The following is a 17,957-nucleotide window of genomic DNA, read 5'->3' on the forward strand; positions in this document are numbered from 1 at the left end:
GCTTGAACGGAATCGTGATCTTCGGTCGCGGGACCCCAGGGTGGTGCAGCCCGGCGGCTACGTCAAGCGCCCGCAAGGCATACGCCCAGAAGCCACCCCGGTGGCTCAACGTCCTGTTTGCAGACGTTACTTGAAGAAGATCCACGAATCGTTCAGACTTCGGCACCGAGGGCTCTACACTCACCGCCGAGCAACAACCGGACACTTCACAGCAGTTCGTATTTCAACTGCTGCTTCGCCCCCCACGCGCTGAGGATCGATGAGCCCGACACCACGCCCCGAGCACGTCCATGGCCAACAGTGACTTCCGGCCGGTCTACCATCCGGCCGGCCACGACAACGAACTCCGGTCCGCGTTACAGGACTTACGCACCGGGCGCTGGCTCTCCATGCGCGACCTGCTGGAGAGCACCCCGGACTGGTCCCTGTGGACCCAGCGGACCCAGGTGCTCGGGGCGGTCGCCGCGGGATCGGACGCGGTACAGGCCTGGCTGACCGAGGAGCCGCGCAGCGTCGCGGCCGCCGTGATGCACGCGCGGGTGGCCGTGGAGCGGGCGGTCCGCGCCCGGCGCGCCGGCCATCCCAGCGGTCAGGAGCTGTGGCAGGAGGCCTGGGAGGCGTGCCGTTCGGCCGCCCACGCCTCACCCGCGGACCCGGTACCCTGGGTGTGCCTGCTGGCCCTCTCCCAGCTGGACGAGCGCCAGCGGCTGGAGGAGCACCGGCTGCATCCGCCCGGGCCCATGCTCTTCCCCGGGCCGTGGGGCCTGCTGGCGGAGGCCGACAAACGCGATCCGTACAACCGCGAGGCCTACCACCGCATGCTGCAGTTCGTCTACGCACGCAAGGCCGGGGGCTCTCTCTCCGAGGCGGTCAACTTCGTCCAGTGGGCGGCCTCTTCGGCGCCGGACGGATCGGCGCTCCATGTGCTGCCGCTGTACGTGAGGGTGGAGCGCTACCGCCGCGAGCGCGGCCAGGAGAAGGCGCTCGACCTGCACTGGGTCACCGAGGACGCGGAGCGCGAGGCCTTGCGCGCCCTGGAGATCTGGTTCCGCCGCACACCGCGGGCCGCCCACACCCTGCTCGATCTCAACCACCTGGCCCACGCGCTGTGGGGCGCGCTCCAGTTCGCCGAAGCGGCTCCCGTGTTCCAGGAGCTCGGGCCGTATTTCACCTCGCTGCCCTGGGCGTACCGCACCCGGACGCCCAAGGACCCCGGCGGCGCCGAGGAAGTGTTCCTGCGCGCCCGTAGCCGCGCCCTCGCCGCCGGCCGCGATCCCGGCCGGGGGCCGCACGGCTGAACGTGACCACGCCCTCTCCCCCTTTTCTGTGTCCCGTCCCCTCACCGCTCACGGAGGTCCCCCATGTCCCTGTCCACCTCGAACCGGAAGGGTGCCGAGGCCGCGCCGCCCAAGGACGAGGAGCAGCGGCTGCGCGAACTCGGCTACCAGCCGGTGCTGGCCCGCCGCATGGGCGGCTTCGGCAACTTCGCCATCAGCTTCTCCGTCATCTCGATCCTGTCCGGCTGCATGACCCTGTACGGCTTCGGCATGTCCACCGGCGGCCCGGCGGTGATGCTCTGGGGCTGGGCCGGGGTCGGCCTCTTCGTCATCTGCGTCGGCATGGCGCTCGCCGAGGTCACCAGCGCGTACCCGACGTCCGGGGCGTTGTACTACATGGCGGACCGGCTCGGCGGTCGCAAGTGGGGCTGGTACACCGGTTGGCTGAATCTGCTCGGCCTGCTCGGCGCGATAGCCGGCATCGACTACGGGGCCGCGCTGTTCACCGGTGCGCTGATGAACCTCCAGTGGGGTTTCACGCCCACGCCGGGCAAGACGATGATCATCTTCGTGTGCATCCTGCTGCTGCACGCCGTGCTCAACCTCTTCGGCGTCCGGCTGGTCAGCGTGCTCAACTCGATCAGCGTGTGGTGGCACCTGGCCGGTGTCGCGGTGATCGTGTCCGTGCTCGCGATCGTTCCCTCGCACCACCAGTCGCCGTCGTTCGTCTTCACCGAGTTCGTCAACGACACCGGCTGGGAGAATCCGCTCTACGTGGCGGCGATCGGCCTGTTGCTGGCCCAGTACACCTTCTGCGGTTACGACGCCTCCGCCCATCTGTCGGAGGAGACCTCGAACGCCTCGGTCTCGGCGGCCCGCGGCATCGTCCGCTCCATCTGGGTGTCGTGGCTGGCCGGTTTCGTCCTGCTCGCGGGCCTGACCTTCGCGATCCAGGACTACGCGGGCACCCAGAACAGTGCCACGGGTGTGCCGCCCGCCCAGATCCTGATCGACGCGCTGGGCACCTCGGGCGCCACGGCGATGCTGCTGATCGTGATCGCCGCGCAGTTGTTCTGCGGCAACGCCGAGGTCGCGGCCGCCAGCCGGATGGTGTTCGCCTTCAGCCGGGACAACGCGCTGCCGGGGTCCTCGCTGTGGCGCAAGGTGAGCGCCCGCACGCAGACCCCGGTCAACGCGGTGTGGCTGTCGGTCGCCGCCGCCGGGGTACTCGCCCTGCCGTCGCTGTACTCGGCGACCGCGTACGGGGCGGTGACCGCGATCAACGTCATCGGCATCACGCCGGCGTACGCGATCCCGATCTTCCTGAAGCTGCGCGCCGGTGACCGCTTCGAGCGCGGGCCGTGGCACCTGGGCCGCTGGTCGAAGCCGGTCGGCTGGATCGCCGTGGTGTGGGTCGCCCTCGTGACCGTGCTGTTCCTGCTGCCGCAGAAGTCGCCCGTGACGATCGACTCGATGAACTACGCGTCGATCGCGCTGGTCGCCGTGCTGGTCCTGGCCACCGTGTGGTGGTTCGTCGCCCGTGGTGCGTACGGCACGCCCTCGGCGTACGGAAACGCCCGCGAGCAGGCGGAGATCGAGGAGGACATCGTCTGACGGTCAGCGCCCCGTCCGCTTGCCGGCCCTCCCGGATCACCACGGTCCAGGGGGGCCGTCACGGGTTCAGGAGCAGTTGCAGACCGCCCAGCACGGTGGCGCCGATGACCAGGCGCTCGAAGAGCCGCTGGTTGATCCGGTCCACGCACCTGCGGCCGATCCAGGCTCCGGGCAGGACGAACAGCAGCATGCAGGCGTCCAGCAGCAGTGACCGCGCGTCGATCAGCCCCAGGCCCACACTGAACGGCACCTTGGACGTGTTGACGATGAGGAAGAACCACGCCGACGTGCCGAGGAAGCCTAGCTTGCGGAAGCCCGCGGAGAGCAGATAGAGCGACATGACGGGGCCGCCCGCGTTGGCGACCATGGTGGTGAACCCGCCCAGCACCCCGTACGAGCGGGCCTTGAGCCGCTCGGCCGCGGTGGGCGGCCCCGACCCGGCCGCCGGCTCCGCGACCGCGTTCGCGGTGCGGCGCCGCCAGACGGTGACCCCCGCCATGAAGATCAGGATCGCGCCGATCGAGGTCCGTACGGCCGCGTCGCCCGCCCACATCATGAAGAGCGTGCCGGCCACCACGCCGACGGCGACCGCCGGGAAGAGCCGGAGCAGGGTGGGCCAGTGCGCGTGGCGCCGGTAGGTGAGCACGGCGAGCACATCGCCCGCGATGAGGATCGGGAGCAGCACTCCGGTGGACTCGCGGGCGGGCAGCACCGCCGCGAAGACCGCGAGACTGATCGTGTTGGCACCGCTGACGGCCGTCTTGGAGAAGCCGACGAGGGCGGATGCCGCGGCCAGTGCCGCCAGTTGCCAGAGAGTGAGGGTGTCCATGCCAGGCACAGATGGTAATCGCTGCGGCGCGCGACCTTGAGCGACCCCTGGCCCGCGCATGGTTATGCTGCGCTCCAAGCGCTCACACGAAGCGTTCAAACGAACAACGCACGGCGGTAGGGCGAGGGGGCCAGCAGCATGCGGGAGCCGGTTGAACTCAGGCGTCAGCGAATCCTGGCGGTGGTGGAGTCGCGCGGCGCGGTCAAGGTCAGCGCGCTCGCGGCCGAACTGGCTGTCTCGGTGGTCACGGTACGGCGGGACGTGGAGGAGCTGGCCCGGGCGGGGCGGCTGCGGCGCGGGCACGGGGTGGCCCGCCCGACGCGCGATCCGGCACAACCGCCGGTGGTGCCCGCGGCGCGGGGCGGCGATCCCGCGGGCGACGGGGGCGCCGTCGCCCTGGTCGTCCCGGAACGGCATTCGTACCTGTACGAGACGCTGCACGGTGCGCGGACCGTCCTGGAGGATGCCGGGATCCGCATCGCCCTGCACATCGCACCGCAGTCGGCCGGCGCCGAACGGCCGCTGGTGGAGCGGGCGCTGGCAGACGGTGCGCGTGGTCTGCTGATCGCCCCGCGGTGGCGCAACGCGCTCTCCGAGGAGCTCGACTACGGCTGGCTGGCGGACGTGGGCGTGCCGACCGTGCTGATGGAGCGGCGGCCCCGGCCGGGCAGCGCCCTGCACGCCCTGGACTCCGTCTGCTCCGATCACTGGTACGGGGTCCACCTCGCCGTGGAACACCTGGTGTCGCTCGGACACCGCCGGATCGTGCTGGCCGCCCGTGACGACAGTCCGACGGCACGCACGGTGCGGGCCGCCTTCGCCTCCATCGCGGCGGACCGGCCCGAGGTGGAGGACTGGACGGTGGTGCTGAGCGCGCCGGACGCGGTGCCCGGACCGGGCCCCTGCGAGGCGGGGTACGAGAGCGGCGGGGCGCCCCGGAGCGAAGGCGCGCCCCTCGATCTCGCCGCGCTGCTGCACGAACGCGGCGCGACCGCCGTGGTGCTGCACGGCGACGTGGACGCGCTGATGCTGGTGCAGCGCCTGGCGGAGAGCGGAGTGCAGGTGCCGCGGGACTGCTCGGTGGTCGCGTACGACGATGTCGTCGCGGCGCTGGGGAGCACCCCGTTGACCGCGGTGGCGCCGCCCAAGGCGGACATCGGCCGGGCCGCCGCCGAACTGCTGCTGCACCGGCTGTCCGGAGCCCCGGGGGCGTCGGGTCCGGTGCGCAGGACGGAGCTGCTGCCCGCGCTCAAGGTCCGGGGATCGGCGCAGGGCATCACCTCCCTCTCGAATTGAGCGTTTGACCGCTTTAATTTTCTTCTGAGCGATCTATTGACCGCTACCGATCAGCCGATCAGGATTCCCCGTGTCTTCATTCAGCAGCCGCGGGAGGCGCCCATGCCCGGTCGACAGAGCCGTCGATCCGTGCTCGCCACGATGACCGCCCTACCGCTGGCGGGCGCCCTCGGCGCCTGCAGCGGCGGGACATCGGGGACGGACAGCACGAGCAGGACCAGCACCGTCAGCAACAAGGCCGGCCGTAACGCCACGCACATCACCTTCTGGTCCGCACTGCGCGGGAGCCAGGAGGTGGTGGACGCGTTCAACCGGACGCACGACACCGTCCAGGTCGACTTCCAGCAGATCCCGGCCGGCGGTCAGGGCGGGTACGCGAAACTCAGCAACGCCTCACGGGCCGGCAACGCCCCGGACGTCGCGACGATCGAGTACCCCCAGCTACCCGGCTTCGCGATCGACGGAGTCGCCCTGGAACTCACGGACCTGCTGAGCGACACCCTGCGGTCCAAGCTGCTTCCGCAGGCACTGGGCCTGACCACCTTCGAGAAGCGCGTCTTCAGCATTCCGCTCGACGTCGAGCCGATGGTGATGCACTACCGCACCGACCTCTTCGACCAGTACGGGATCGAAGTCCCGCGCACCTGGGACGAGTTCGAGGAGGCGGCCCGTACCGTACGCGCGAAGGCGCCCGACCGTCGCCTGGTGGCCTTCGCCACGGACGGCGAGCCGCATTTCGCCGCGTTCGCCTGGCAGGCGGGCGCCCAGTGGTTCGACACCAGCGGCGGCGCCTGGAACGTCTCGCTCGCCGACGGGCCGACCCGCCGCGTGGCGGCCTACTGGCAGCGGATGATCGACCAGGACCTGGTCTTCATGACGCCCGTGGACAGCCGCCAGTTCGACTCACAGGTCAGCAAGGGCAAAGTGCTGGTCCGGCTCAGCGGCGCCTGGGAAGCCGGGGCGCAGATGAACGCACGGCCCGGCCAGAAGGGCAAGTGGGCCATCGCGCCACTCCCCCAGTGGAGCGCGGGCGACGCAGCCCTCGGCACCCATGGCGGATCCACCTTCGCCGTCACCAAGGACAGCGAACACCCGGAAGCCGCGCTGGAGTTCATCGCCTGGCAGGTCTCGCACCCGGACGCGCTGCGGGCCCGGCTCTCCAGCGGGGCCAGCAGCCAGTACCCGGCGGCCCCCGGTCTCGTCTCCGTCGGCCGCGAGGCCTTCGACCGCGCTTACTACAGCGGCCAGGACATCTACACCCTCTTCGAGCAGGAGGCGCACAAGATCCGGGACGGCTGGACCTGGGGGCCGCGGATGACCGCCACGCAGAAGGTCATGCAGGACGGCTTCGCCCGGGTGGGCGGCGGCCAGGGCTCGGTGCTCGAAGCCGTGCGCGCGGCCCAGCGGGGCACCATGCCCGATCTCAGGGCGCTGGGCCTGTCCACCACCGAGCACAGCAGCTGAGCCGTGATCCGTCCCCCTTCCCAGCAGCAGAGAGGCAGGTGACACCGATGACCGGTCCCGTCACGACGCCGGCTCCCGCCCCCGTGAGCGCCTCGGCGACGCGGACGCCGTCCACCACGTCCCCGCGCACCGCCCGAAAGCCGGCCCGCCGCCGTGAGCTCGGCGCCGCCGGCGCGCTGATGACCCCCTTCTTCATCCTTCTGGTGACGGTCTTCCTGATCCCCGTCGCCACCGCACTCTGGCTCAGCTTCTTCAGCGACGACCAGCCGGGGCTCGGTTTCGGCCCGGAGCGCACCGTCTTCGTCGGACTGCGCAGCTACGCCGCCGTACTGACCGACCCGACCTTCCTCACCGGCCTGGGCACCGTCCTGCTGTACTGCGTGATCTACATCCCGGCGATGGTGCTCGGCGCACTCGCGCTGGCCCTGCTGCTGGACTCCGGCGTGGTACGGCTGCGCTCCTGGGCCCAGCTCGGGCTCTTCCTGCCGCACGCCGTGCCGGGCATCATCGCCGCCATCATCTGGCTCTACCTCTACACGCCGGGGCTGAGCCCGGTGATCGACCTGCTCGGCAAGGCCGACATCACGATCGACTTCCTCGGTGTGCACACGGTGGTCCCGTCGATCGTGAACATCGCCCTGTGGAGCAACCTCGGCTACAACATGGTGGTCTTCTACGCCGCTCTGCAGGCCGTGCCCCGTGAGGTCATCGAGGCGTCCGTCGTCGACGGCGCCGGCCCCGTCCGCACCGCCCTCCAGGTCAAGACGCCCCTCGTGCGCCCGTCGGTCGTGATGGTCGCCATCTTCACCCTGATCTTCGCGCTCCAGCTGTTCACCGAGCCGATGCTGCTGAGCCAGTCGACCCCGATGATCAGCTCGCGGTTCTCGCCCAGCATGTACATCTACGACGCCGCCTTCACCCGTAACAACTACGGTCTGGCCGCGGCCGCCTCGGTCGTCCTGCTGGTCTGCACGATCGCCCTCTCCTACGGCGTGACCCGCTGGACCAACCGTTCCGCCGCAGCCGAGGAGGACGCCCGATGAGCGCGACCGCTCCCACCCGCACCGCCGCCGTCCTGCGCCCCCGGCTCCTGGGCCGCTCCGTCGTCAATCTGGTCGTCGGCATCTCCGTGCTGTACACGCTGCTGCCGGTGCTGTGGCTCGTGCTGGCCGCGTCCAAGGACAGGGACGCGCTGTTCGGCAGCGAGGTGCTGTCGCTGGACCACTTCTCCTTCGCTCAGAACATCAGGGACCTGTTCGCGATGGACGGCGGTCTGTACACGCGGTGGTACGGCAACAGCCTGCTGTACGCGGTGCTCGGCGCCGCGCTCGGGGCGCTGATCAGCATCGCCTGCGGGTACGCCTTCGACAAGTACCGCTTCGCGCACAAGGAGAAGCTGTTCGGCCTGGTGCTCGCCGCGGTGATGGTGCCGCAGACCGTGCTGGCCCTGCCGCTCTATCTGATGGCGTCGGGCACCGGGCTGGTGAACACCTTCTGGTCGGTCTTCATCCCGGTGCTCTTCAATCCGTTCGGCGTGTACCTCGGCCGGATCTTCAGCCAGGGCTACGTACCGAACGAGGTACTCGAAGCGGCCAGGGTCGACGGGGCCGGGGAACTGGCCACCTATGTCCGGGTCGCGCTGCGGATGCTCGGCCCCGGCCTGGTCACCGTGTTCCTCTTCCAGCTCACCGCCATCTGGAACAACTTCTTCCTGCCGATGGTGATGCTCTCCGACCAGGACCTCTATCCCGTCAGCCTCGGCCTGTACACGTGGAACAGCGCCGCCACCGTCTCACCCGAGTACTACCCCGTGGTGATCATGGGTTCGCTGCTCGCGGTCCTGCCGTTGATCCTCGCCTTCGCGCTGCTCCAGCGCTTCTGGAAGTCGGGGCTCACCGCGGGCGCCGTCAAGTGACCGGACCCCGTACCAGCCTCCCGGACCAGGAGAAGAATGACCGGCACCTCCCCCCTCGCCCCTGCCGACCGGCGACGGCCCCGCGCCGCCTTCGCCATGCAGCCGGGCACCGCGGCCGCCCTGCTGGGTGACCGTTCGCTGACCGCGCTCTCACAGGTGTGCGACCTCGCGCCCCTGCCCGTACTCGACGACTTCACCACCGACCGGGCCCGGGCCGTGCTCGCGGACACGGAACTCCTGATCACCGGCTGGGGCTGTCCGCCGCTCGACGCGGCGGCGCTCGCCTCCGCACCCCGGCTGCGGGCGGTGGTGCACACCGCGGGCAGCGTGCGCGGGCACATCACCGACGCCTGCTGGGAACGCGGCATCGAGGTGTCCTCCGCCGCGGCCGCCAACGCGCTCCCGGTCGCGGAGTACACCGTGGCGATGATCCTGCTCTCCGGCAAGCGGGTCCTGGAGCGAGCCCGCGACTACCGGTCGCAGCGCCACCGCGACGACTGGCTGACCACCTCCCCCGCCGTCGGCAACTACGGCCGCACGGTGGGCATCCTCTCCGCCTCGCTCATCGGCCGCCGGGTCATCGAGCTGCTGCGCCCCTACGACCTGCGGGTGCTGCTGCACGATCCGTACGTCTCCGAGGCGGAGGCCGCCGAGCTCGGCGTCCGGTCCGTCGGGCTCGGTGAACTCTTCGCGCGCAGTGATCTGGTGAGCGTCCACACGCCGCTGCTGCCCGCCACCCGCGGACTCGTCAGCCGTGAACTGCTCATGTCCATGAGCCCGGACGGGGTCCTGCTCAACACCGCGCGGGGCGCCGTCGTCGACCAGGACGCGCTCACCGACGTGCTGCGGCTCGGCCGCATCCGCGCGGTCCTCGACGTCACCGAACCCGACACCCTGCCGGCCGGCCACCCCCTGTGGGAGTGCGAGAACGCCCTGATCACCCCGCATCTCGCCGGCTCCCAGGGCAACGAGTGGCAGCGGCTCGTCGACCTCGCGGTGGGCGAGACCGAGCGCTGGGCCGCGGGCGACGGTTTCGCCCATCCCGTACGACGCGAAAGGCTGGCCTTCCTCGCATGACCGATCCGCACCCGAACTCCCCGCTGGAACTCCCCGCGGACGACCGGACCGCGAGCCCCTTCACCGGTTACACCCGCGCGCACTGGGAGGCGGCGGCCGACGGTCTGCTGAAGGCCGCCTGGCACTGGGCCTCCCCCGGTGGCGCCCTCCTCGACCTGCCCGGCCGGCCGTCCGCGTCCGGGGTCCGCTCCGACGGTCTGGAGGGCTACGCGCGCACGTTCCTCGCCGCCGCGTTCCGGGTCGCGGGCGCGGACGGCAAGGACCCGCACGGCTGGCTCGACCGGTACGCGGACGGGCTCGCGGCAGGTACCCGTACGCCGGGCCGGGACGACGCCGAGTCCTGGCCGCTGATCCTCGACCACACCGTCTTCGGCCAGCCCATGGTGGAGTCCGCCTCGGTCGCCATCGGGCTGCGGCTCACCCGGCCGTGGCTCTGGGACCGGCTGGACCCGGCGGTGCAGGACCGCGCCGAGGAGTGGCTGCGCGGCGCCCTGCGCCACACCCCCGCACCGAACAACTGGTACCTGTTCCCCTACTCGGTGGCCGGTTTCCTGGAGGCCGTGGGCCGCGGGGACGCGGAGACCGCCCGGGCCCGCGAGCGGGCACAGGACCTGATGGAGGGCTGGTACCGCGGCCAGGGCTGGTACGCGGACGGCGACGGCCGCGCCTTCGACCACTACAACGGCTGGGCCCTGCACCTGTATCCCGTGCTCGACGCCCACCTCGGCGGCGACGCCGAACTGTCCGCGCACTACGGGGCGCGGCTGCGCGAGCACCTGGAGAGTTTCGCGCTGCTGTTCGGCGGGGACGGGGCGCCGATCCACTTCGGCCGTTCGCTGACCTACCGGTTCGCGGCCGGTGCGGCGGTCGGGCTCGGCGCGCTCACCGGCGACACCCCGCTGACACCGGGTACGTCCCGCCGGATCATCAGCGGGTCGCTGCGCTACTTCCTGGACCGGGGCGCGACCGGCACCGACGGCCTGCTGAGCCTGGGCTGGCACGGTCCGCACGACGCGACGCTCCAGCCGTACTCGGGCCCTGCCTCCCCCTACTGGGCCTCCAAGGCCTTCGTCTCCCTGCTGGCCCCCGCGGACCATCCGCTGTGGACGGCCACCGAGGAGGCGGCCCCGAGCGAGGGACCCGACCGGGTGCTCGCGCTGCCCGCCCCGGGTCTGCTCGTCCAGTCGACGCAGGCGGACGGGATCGTGCGGCTGCACAATCACGGCAGCGACCATGTCCGGCCGCACGAGGGCGAGTCGGGGGTGGCGGACGACCCGCTGTACCAGCGTCAGGCGTACTCGACGGTCACCGGTCCCACCGCGCGGGCGAACACGGCCGACAACCATCTGGCCGTGGTCGTCGCGGGGGCCCGCAGTGGCCGCCGGGCCATCCGCCCGCTGGGCGCGGGGGGCGGCGACGGCTGGGGCTGGGCGGCGTCCTGGCACCGGCCGGTGTTCGCGGGCGGGGCGCCGATGGTGCCGGGTCTGCGGGTGGAGAGCGTCACGGTGGTCCGCGGCCGGTACGAACTCCGGGTACACCGGGTGCTCGGCGCCCCGCACGGCGCCCGGGTGGAGCAGACGGGCTGGGCGACCGGCCCCGGGTCCCCGGTGACGTCCGCGCTGCGCGGTCTGCACGGCTGGGAGTCCCGGGACGAGGTGCGCGCCCCGCAGGGGACGGCCTACACGCGGTGGGCCCTGCTGCCGCGCCTTGGGGCGGACGCGGAGGGCACGGCGGTCCTGGTGGCGCTGGCGTCGTTGAGCGCGGAGCCGGGAGCGGACGTGCTCGACGCGGTGGTGAGCGGGGTGAACGTCGACGGGGAATCCGTCGAGGTGTGCTGGGCCGAGGACTCGGCGACGACCCGGGTCACCTTCGGCCCGGTGACGGTCACCCATGGGTGAGGCCGGGAGGGGGTGCGCCGGCGTGCCCCCTCCCGTCACACGTCCGTGCGGGATCGCGACCGCGAGGCTGCGCGGCCCGTAGACGCCCCCGCGCGGTCAGACGTCCGTGCGGATCACGACCGCGAGGGTGCGCGGCCCGTGGACACCCTCGACCCGTTCGAGTTCGATGTCGGACGTGGCCGAGGGGCCGCTGATCAGCGTCGTGGGCCGCTCCGGCACCAGCCGGGCCACCGCCTCCGGTACGCCCACCTGCACGGCCGACAGATCGACGACGCAGACATGGAGGTCGGGCACCAGGGACAGTGCCCGCCGCCCCTGGTCGGGCGAACCGTCCAGGAAGATCGTGCCGGTCTCGGCGCAGCCGGCGGCCGAGGCGGTGACGACCCCGTCGAGGGCGTCCAGCCGGGGTGCGGGGATGTCGGCGGAATCGTGCTGGACCTCGCCGTCGTAGGCGGTGAGCCACTGCGGGTCGAGGCCGGCGGGCACGCCGATCCGTCCGGCGCCGCGCTGCCGCAGCACCTCGGCGACGACCTCGGCCGTGCGGTCGGCGGTGCACGGATGGACCTGGGCCTTGTAGTCCACGAGCCGGTCGGTGAACAGTGCCAGGCGTTCCCCGTCCGGGAGGGTGCGCCCGGTGCGGTAGGCGCGCGGGACGGGGGTGTCGGCGGCGGGCGCCAGGGCCAGGGCGTCCCGGACTCGGCCGAGCACCGTTTCGCGAGCGGTCGTCACTTCTCCTCCTCCTGCTGCTGGTCCTGCGCGTGCTCATCGGCGGCGGCCCGCATCGTCGCCGCGCCTTCGGCCGATGCCAGCCAGGCACGGAAGGTCTCCTTGGGCGGGGCCGGGGTGTCGCGGCTGTCGCTCCAGCCGTTGAGGGGCGGGGGCAGATGTGAGAATTTCCCGTCCCGTCCGGCGAGGACCCGCCCGAGCCCGGACGCCTTCTGCGCGGCCGTGAACAGCTTCGGGCTATTCATCACCCCGGCCGCCGCCTTCATGGCGAGCTTCTCGGCCGTGGTGCCGGACCGCTCGGTGTGCTGGTGGCGCAGCTCGACCAGGAGCGAGGGAATGTCGATCTTGACCGGACAGGCGTCGAAACAGGCCCCGCACAGGCTGGAGGCGTACGGCAACGAGCTGTTGGGGTCGTCCTTGGCGGCGTGCATCCCGGCGAGCTGCGGGGTGAGTACGGCGCCGATCGGGCCGGGGTACGTCGATCCGTAGGCGTGACCGCCGGCGCGTTCGTACACCGGGCAGACGTTGAGACAGGCCGAGCAGCGGATGCAGTTCAGCGCCTCGCGCCCGATGCGGTCGGCGAGGGCCGCGGTGCGTCCGTTGTCGAGCAGCACCAGGTGGAAGGTCTGCGGCCCGTCCCCGGGAGTGACTCCGGTCCACATCGACGTGTACGGGTTCATCCGCTCACCGGTGGAGGAACGCGGAAGGAGCTGGAGGAAGACCTCCAGGTCCTGGTAGCGCGGCAGCACCTTCTCGATGCCCATGACGGTGATCAGGGTGTCGGGCAGGGTCAGGCACATGCGTCCGTTGCCCTCCGACTCGACGACGGACAGGGTGCCGGTCTCGGCGATGCCGAAGTTGGCTCCCGACACGGCGACCTTCGTCGTCATGAACTTCTCCCGCAGATAGGCGCGGGCGGCGGCGGCCAGGTGGGCGGGGACGTTGTCCAGGGACGGGTCCACGCCCGGGATCTCCTTGAGGAAGATCTCCCGGATCTCGTCGCGGTTGCGGTGGATGGCGGGCACCAGGATGTGCGAGGGCTTGTCGTGCGCGAGCTGCACGATGAGTTCGGCGAGGTCCGTCTCGTACGGGGCGATGCCGATCGATTCGAGGTGCTCGTTGAGGCCGATCTCCTGGGTGGCCATCGACTTGACCTTGATGACCTCCGTGCTGCCGGTCTCCTTGATCAGCCGCGCGACGATCTCGTTGGCCTCGACGCCGTCCCGTGCCCAGTGGACCGTTCCGCCGCGTTCGGTGACCTTGCGCTCCAGCTCCTCGAGGAGTTCGGGGAGGCGGTTCATGGTGTCGGTCTTGATGGCCGATCCCGCGTCACGCAGCTCCTCCCAGTCGGGCAGCTCGCCGGTGACGTTCAGCCGTTTGGCGCGGATGGTGCGCGTGGCCCTGCCGAGGTTGCGGCGCAGTTGTTCGTTGCCCAGTTCGTCGTGTGCGGCCGCGGGGAACTTCCGGTCGCCGCGCAGATTGCCCGTCCCGTACGGGGAGCGGGGCGGGGTCGGGGGCATGCCGAGAAAGGTGCTGCTCATCGGGCGGCCTCCGTCAGGACGTGCGGCGAGGTGCGGGTGGCGGAGAGGATCTGGGCGAGGTGCAGGGTGCGGGTGCCGGACTTGATCCGGGAGAGCCCGCCGCCGATGTGCATCAGACAGGACGAGTCGCCGGCGGTGCACACGGCGGCGTCGGTGGTGGTGATGTTGCGCATCTTGTCCTGGAGCATCGCGGTCGAGGTGTCCGCGTTCTTCACGGCGAAGGTGCCGCCGAACCCGCAGCAGGCGTCGGCCTCGGGCAGCTCGACCAGGTCGATCGAGTCGACGGCCCGCAGCAGCCGCAGGGGTTTGTCGCCGACCCGGAGCATGCGCAGGGAGTGGCAGGTGGGGTGGTAGGTGACCCGGTGCGGGAAGTAGGCGCCGACGTCGGTGGCGTCCAGCACGTCGACGAGGAACTCCGACAGCTCGTACGTCTTGGCCTTCACCGTGGCGACGCCCGCGCGCAGCGCCGCGTCCCCGTAGCGCTCGGCGACGAGTGCGTGCTGGTGGCGGACCGAGCCCGCACAGGAGCCCGAGGGCATGACGACGGCGTCGATGGAGGCGTCACCGAACTGCTCGGCGAAGTTGCGGACCAGCGGGACGGGTTCGCGCTGGTAGCCGGTGTTGACGTGCATCTGGCCGCAGCAGGTCTGGCCCGGGGGGAAGACCACCTCGTGGCCCAGGCGGGCCAGCAGCACCGCGGTCGATTTCACCGCCTCGGGGAAGAGCGTGTCTCCCAGACAGGTGGCGAAGAGTCCGATGCGCATGGGTCTCCCCGATCAGTTCTCTGCGAATGTGATGTTGTTCGGTGTGCCGGATGTTCCGTGGTGATGTTCGGGCGCTTTATGGTCCGACCATACTATCCTCCAGCCGCAGCGGGAAGGAAGACGTCACCGGCGGACGGGGGCACCCGGGACCGGCGGAGGGGGACACCCGGGACCGGCGGGCACGCACAAAGCCGTCGCGGCGCGCCTGTCAGGGCGCCGCGACGGCTCGGTTCATAACCCAGAGGGCCCAGAGGGCCTGTACGACTCTGCGGGCTCGGACCGCTCCGAGGGCTCAAACGGCTCGGACCGCTCCGAGGGCTCTATCGGCTCGGACCGCTCCGAGGGCTCTATCGGCTCAGACCGCTCAGACCGCTCAGACCGCTCAGACGATGATCTTCTCGTCGACCAGCTTTCCGTGCAGCCCCCGGATGTGCGCCTCGACCACGTCGGCGGCCCGCGCACCCTCGCCCGCCCGCACCAGGCGCAGCAGTTCGGCGTGGTCCGCGTTGAGCGCGGCGGCGGTGGCCGGCCAGTCCTCGGCGGCCTCCAGGGCACGCAGGATGAGCGGCCGGACGGACTCGCGGACGGCGGAGGTGAGCGTGGAGGTCAGCTCGTTTCCGGAACTGCGGGCGAAGTGGACGTGGAAGCGGGTGTCGAGGTCGTTGAACTCGGGCACGTCGACATCCGGCTCTCCCATCCGCACGAGCAGCGCCTCGGCCTCGTCCAGATCCGCTGCGGACGCGTGCCGCGCGGCGGCTTCGAAGCTGGACCGCTCCAGGACGACGCGCGCCTCCAGGACGTCCTCCAGGCTGTAGCTGCCGAGGGCGAAGTGGAGCCGGAGCAGCCGTCCGAGCGCGTCGTCGGGGTTGCGGACGATCCGGGCCCCGGCGTCCGGGCCCCGGCCCGGCTGGGCCACCAGGACGCCGATGGTCTCCAGCACCCGCAGCGCCTCGCGCAGGGCGGACCGGCTGACACCGAGGACCGGGGCGAGCTCCCGTTCGGGCGGCAGCCGGTCACCGGCCTTGAGGTCACCGGCGAACACCCGTTGCTCGATGCTCTGGAGGACCAGTTCATGCGTCCGCGACTGCCGTACGGGCTGCCATTCGACGGGCATCCGTCACCCCCTGCCCCGGCCGGAGCCGTTCCGCGGCCGGACCGCTCTTTCTCGAATCTCCCACTATGTCACACAGGGCATGTGGTCGGACCAAATCCGTCGCGGAGGGGAACGAGGCCCTCCCCTCACGCATTTCGCGGAACGCTCGCGTCCTCTTGCCCGTGAGCCGAGCCCCTATAGAGCGGCTATGGGAGGTGCTGGTGGGCTGCGTCGGCCACTTATCGACAGGAAGGTGAATCTGTTGTCGGATCGACGGAGAAAGCGCGTGCTCGCGACAGTGCTGGGGACGGTAGCCGGGCTGGGACTGGTGACGCTGCCCGCAGGCCCCGCCGGGGCTGCGGCTGCGGCCTGCACCTGGCAGAAGTCCGTGTGGGACCTTCCCGCGGGCAGCGACCAGGGGACGATCGACGCTTACGCAGGCGAGCGCTGGGCCATCGGCGTCAGCGGCAACCGGCCCTGGCTCGGTGGGGGCCTCAGCAACCCGCACGCCACACTGTGGGACAACGGAAAGGTCGCCCTGCGGCTCGACGGTGACGTCCCGCACCTCAGGGATGTGAACGCGTCCGGCTTGATCGTCGGCGACACCGTCGTCAACGACGAGTTCGTGGCGGTGACCGTCGACCACGACGGCACGACCCACACCCTGCCGGGCGACCCCGCGTGGGACGGCTACGATGCCTGGGCCGTCAACGACAGGGGCGACATCGTCGGCTGGGGCGGCACCGATCTCAAGCCCCAGATCGTGGTGTGGCCGGCGAGTGCGCCGGCCACCTACCGCGTACTGCCCGCCCCCGGAGTCATGCACATCCAGGACATGGACAACCAGGGCAGGATCATCGCCCAGGGCACCTACAACGTCGGCAGCGTGGTCTGGGACACCGACGGCCAGTGGCGCGAGCTCGAGTCGGGCGGGGCCCCTTATGCCATCCGGGACGGCCGTGTCGTCGGCAGCCCGGACAGCGTCAACACCGTGGCCGAATGGACCGCGCGCGGCGCGCTCGTCCGCACCATAGGCGACGGAGCCATCAGCGCCATGGCCATCGGCGGCAACGGCACGGTCGGCGGCAACAGGTTCGTGGGCTCGCAACGGCACGCGGTCCTGTGGCGGGACGGCGTGGTCAGCGACCCACTGACCACCGTCGCGGCCGGGTTCGCCCTGCAAGGCCTCAGCAATGACGAGAAGACGCTGGTCGGCATCGAAGCGAAGCGGCCGACCGAGTACCGCTGCAGCTGATCCGAGATCACAGGACAAGCGGAACGCCCGGTTCGTGCGCTCGTCGTGAGAGCACGAACCGGGCCCTGCGCGGGTGCCACGCCGAGAGCCACCGGCGTGGGCCCCACCGCGCGGTCGGACCTCCCGGATGGCCCGGGGCTCGATACGCGCCCTAGTAGGTCACCACGACGCGACGGGCCACGCCGTCCACCCGCACCTGCCCGCCGTACGGGATGACCAGCTGCGGGTCCGTGTGGCCGAGGTCGACGTCGAGGACGGCCATGGTCTCGGGGGCGTACTCGTGCAGGGCGCGCAGCACGGCCTCGCGCTGCCGATCGCGGTACCGCTCTCCCTCCCCGGCTTCGAGGGGCTGGTCGAAGGACCAGTTCTTGGCCCGTCCCATCAGCAGTGCGGGGAAGCGGTGCAGCATTCCGCGCTCCCCCATGCTCCGCAGGATCCAGTACACCTCGTCGGCCCGCGGCATGTCCTCGGACGTTTCGAGGAACAGCACCCGCCCCTCGTAAGCGGCGGCCGGACGGATCTCCCGGTCGGCCATGAGCAGCCAGGACAGGATCTCCAGGTTGCCGCCCCAGCTCGCCCCCTGCACCACTCGGCCGGCGTTGTGCCAGGTCCAGTCGTCGGCGGGCAGCATGCCGGGTTCGTCGTCGAAGGTGTGCGGGTCCTCCCAGGGGCTGTTGACGCTCCCGGTCTCCTTCGCCGGGGCCAGTTCGTACGCGTCGTGGGTGAACAGGGCCGCCCGCAGCGAGTCGGCGGTCCGGGGGTGCATCGCGCCCGGCCGCCCGAACTCGACCATCACCGAACCGCCGTGGTAGCCGACGATGCCCAGGTTGTCGAGGAACACCAGCAGATTGGTGTTGTCGCTGTAGCCGAAGAACGGCTTGGGGTGGGCGCGCAGCAGTTCGCGGTCGAGGTGCGGCAGCACGGTGATCTGGTCGTCCCCGCCGATGCTGGAGATGACCGCCTTGATCGTCGGGTCGGCGAAGGCGGCGTGGATGTCGGCGGCACGCTCCCGGGCGGTGGCCCCCATCCTGCGGGTGGCCGGGTACTCCACGGGCTCCAGTCCGAAGTCGTCGCGGAGCCTGCGCAGCCCCAGTTCGTACGGCAGCGGCAGGATGCCGGGAAGTCCGGACGAGGGGGACAGCACGGCGACGCGGTCACCGGGCCGGGGCTTGGAAGGGGAGCGGGATGCCGTCATCAGGTGACCCTAT

General features: G+C 71.1%; 15 protein-coding genes. 9 read left to right on the plus strand and 6 right to left on the minus strand.

Features of this window, described 5'->3' with window-relative positions:
* Nucleotides 1–290: 290 nt before the first annotated feature.
* Both ABZ454_RS27385 and ABZ454_RS27390 read left to right on the plus strand, forming a co-directional pair.
* Complete coding sequence (locus tag ABZ454_RS27385) at nt 291–1,298, plus strand: hypothetical protein (protein ID WP_359541770.1); 1,008 nt, start codon at nt 291–293, stop codon at nt 1,296–1,298.
* Nucleotides 1,299–1,361: 63 nt separating this feature from the next.
* On the plus strand, nt 1,362–2,891 hold the full coding sequence (locus tag ABZ454_RS27390) for an amino acid permease (RefSeq protein ID WP_356322076.1): 1,530 nt from the start codon (nt 1,362–1,364) through the stop codon (nt 2,889–2,891).
* A gap of 58 nt (nt 2,892–2,949) precedes the next feature.
* Here ABZ454_RS27390 and ABZ454_RS27395 read toward each other — a convergent pair whose 3' ends face one another.
* Nucleotides 2,950–3,720: a sulfite exporter TauE/SafE family protein gene (locus ABZ454_RS27395; protein ID WP_356322077.1), complete on the minus strand. Its 771-nt coding sequence runs from the start codon at nt 3,718–3,720 to the stop codon at nt 2,950–2,952.
* 138 nt (nt 3,721–3,858) lie between these two features.
* On the opposite strand from ABZ454_RS27395, the gene ABZ454_RS27400 reads away from it, so the two are divergent.
* From ABZ454_RS27400 to ABZ454_RS27425, 6 genes are all read left to right on the plus strand, one after another.
* Entirely contained in the window at nt 3,859–5,016 is a 1,158-nt protein-coding gene (locus ABZ454_RS27400; protein ID WP_359541773.1) for a substrate-binding domain-containing protein, read from the plus strand.
* Nucleotides 5,017–5,118: 102 nt separating this feature from the next.
* Nucleotides 5,119–6,480, plus strand: a complete 1,362-nt coding sequence (locus ABZ454_RS27405) for a sugar ABC transporter substrate-binding protein (protein ID WP_359541776.1) — start codon at nt 5,119–5,121, stop codon at nt 6,478–6,480.
* A gap of 47 nt (nt 6,481–6,527) precedes the next feature.
* A complete protein-coding gene (locus tag ABZ454_RS27410) occupies nt 6,528–7,523 on the plus strand; it encodes a sugar ABC transporter permease (protein ID WP_359541778.1) in 996 nt (331 codons plus the stop codon).
* Nucleotides 7,520–8,395 carry a carbohydrate ABC transporter permease gene (locus ABZ454_RS27415; RefSeq protein WP_359541780.1) on the plus strand — a complete coding sequence of 292 codons (876 nt, stop codon included), beginning with the start codon at nt 7,520–7,522 and terminating at the stop codon, nt 8,393–8,395. Before ABZ454_RS27410 ends, ABZ454_RS27415 begins: the two co-directional genes overlap by 4 nt.
* 36 nt (nt 8,396–8,431) lie before the next feature.
* A complete protein-coding gene (locus ABZ454_RS27420; RefSeq protein WP_359541783.1) occupies nt 8,432–9,472 on the plus strand; it encodes a hydroxyacid dehydrogenase in 1,041 nt (346 codons plus the stop codon).
* Complete coding sequence (locus ABZ454_RS27425; RefSeq protein ID WP_359541786.1) at nt 9,469–11,370, plus strand: DUF2264 domain-containing protein; 1,902 nt, start codon at nt 9,469–9,471, stop codon at nt 11,368–11,370. The genes ABZ454_RS27420 and ABZ454_RS27425 overlap by 4 nt, the downstream gene beginning before the upstream one ends.
* Nucleotides 11,371–11,466: 96 nt before the next feature.
* On the opposite strand, the gene ABZ454_RS27430 is transcribed toward ABZ454_RS27425, so the two are convergent.
* The 4 genes from ABZ454_RS27430 to ABZ454_RS27445 form a co-directional block, all read right to left on the minus strand.
* Complete coding sequence (locus ABZ454_RS27430) at nt 11,467–12,099, minus strand: LUD domain-containing protein (protein ID WP_356322084.1); 633 nt, start codon at nt 12,097–12,099, stop codon at nt 11,467–11,469.
* A complete protein-coding gene (locus tag ABZ454_RS27435) occupies nt 12,096–13,637 on the minus strand; it encodes a LutB/LldF family L-lactate oxidation iron-sulfur protein (protein WP_359541791.1) in 1,542 nt (513 codons plus the stop codon). The genes ABZ454_RS27430 and ABZ454_RS27435 overlap by 4 nt, the downstream gene beginning before the upstream one ends.
* Entirely contained in the window at nt 13,634–14,401 is a 768-nt protein-coding gene (locus ABZ454_RS27440) for a (Fe-S)-binding protein (RefSeq protein ID WP_356322087.1), read from the minus strand. The genes ABZ454_RS27435 and ABZ454_RS27440 overlap by 4 nt, the downstream gene beginning before the upstream one ends.
* 382 nt (nt 14,402–14,783) lie before the next feature.
* On the minus strand, nt 14,784–15,515 hold the full coding sequence (locus tag ABZ454_RS27445) for an FCD domain-containing protein (protein ID WP_356322088.1): 732 nt from the start codon (nt 15,513–15,515) through the stop codon (nt 14,784–14,786).
* A 265-nt stretch (nt 15,516–15,780) separates the two neighbouring features.
* Here ABZ454_RS27445 and ABZ454_RS27450 point away from each other — a divergent pair, with 265 nt between their 5' ends.
* Nucleotides 15,781–16,749 (plus strand): hypothetical protein, encoded by a 969-nt coding sequence (locus ABZ454_RS27450; protein WP_359541793.1) that lies wholly within the window; start codon nt 15,781–15,783, stop codon nt 16,747–16,749.
* A gap of 151 nt (nt 16,750–16,900) precedes the next feature.
* On the opposite strand, the gene ABZ454_RS27455 is transcribed toward ABZ454_RS27450, so the two are convergent.
* Nucleotides 16,901–17,944 (minus strand): S66 peptidase family protein, encoded by a 1,044-nt coding sequence (locus tag ABZ454_RS27455; RefSeq protein ID WP_359541795.1) that lies wholly within the window; start codon nt 17,942–17,944, stop codon nt 16,901–16,903.
* Nucleotides 17,945–17,957: the final 13 nt, after the last annotated feature.

The sequence above is a fragment of the Streptomyces sp. NPDC005803 genome (genome assembly GCF_040630435.1).
Lineage (GTDB): Bacteria > Actinomycetota > Actinomycetes > Streptomycetales > Streptomycetaceae > Streptomyces.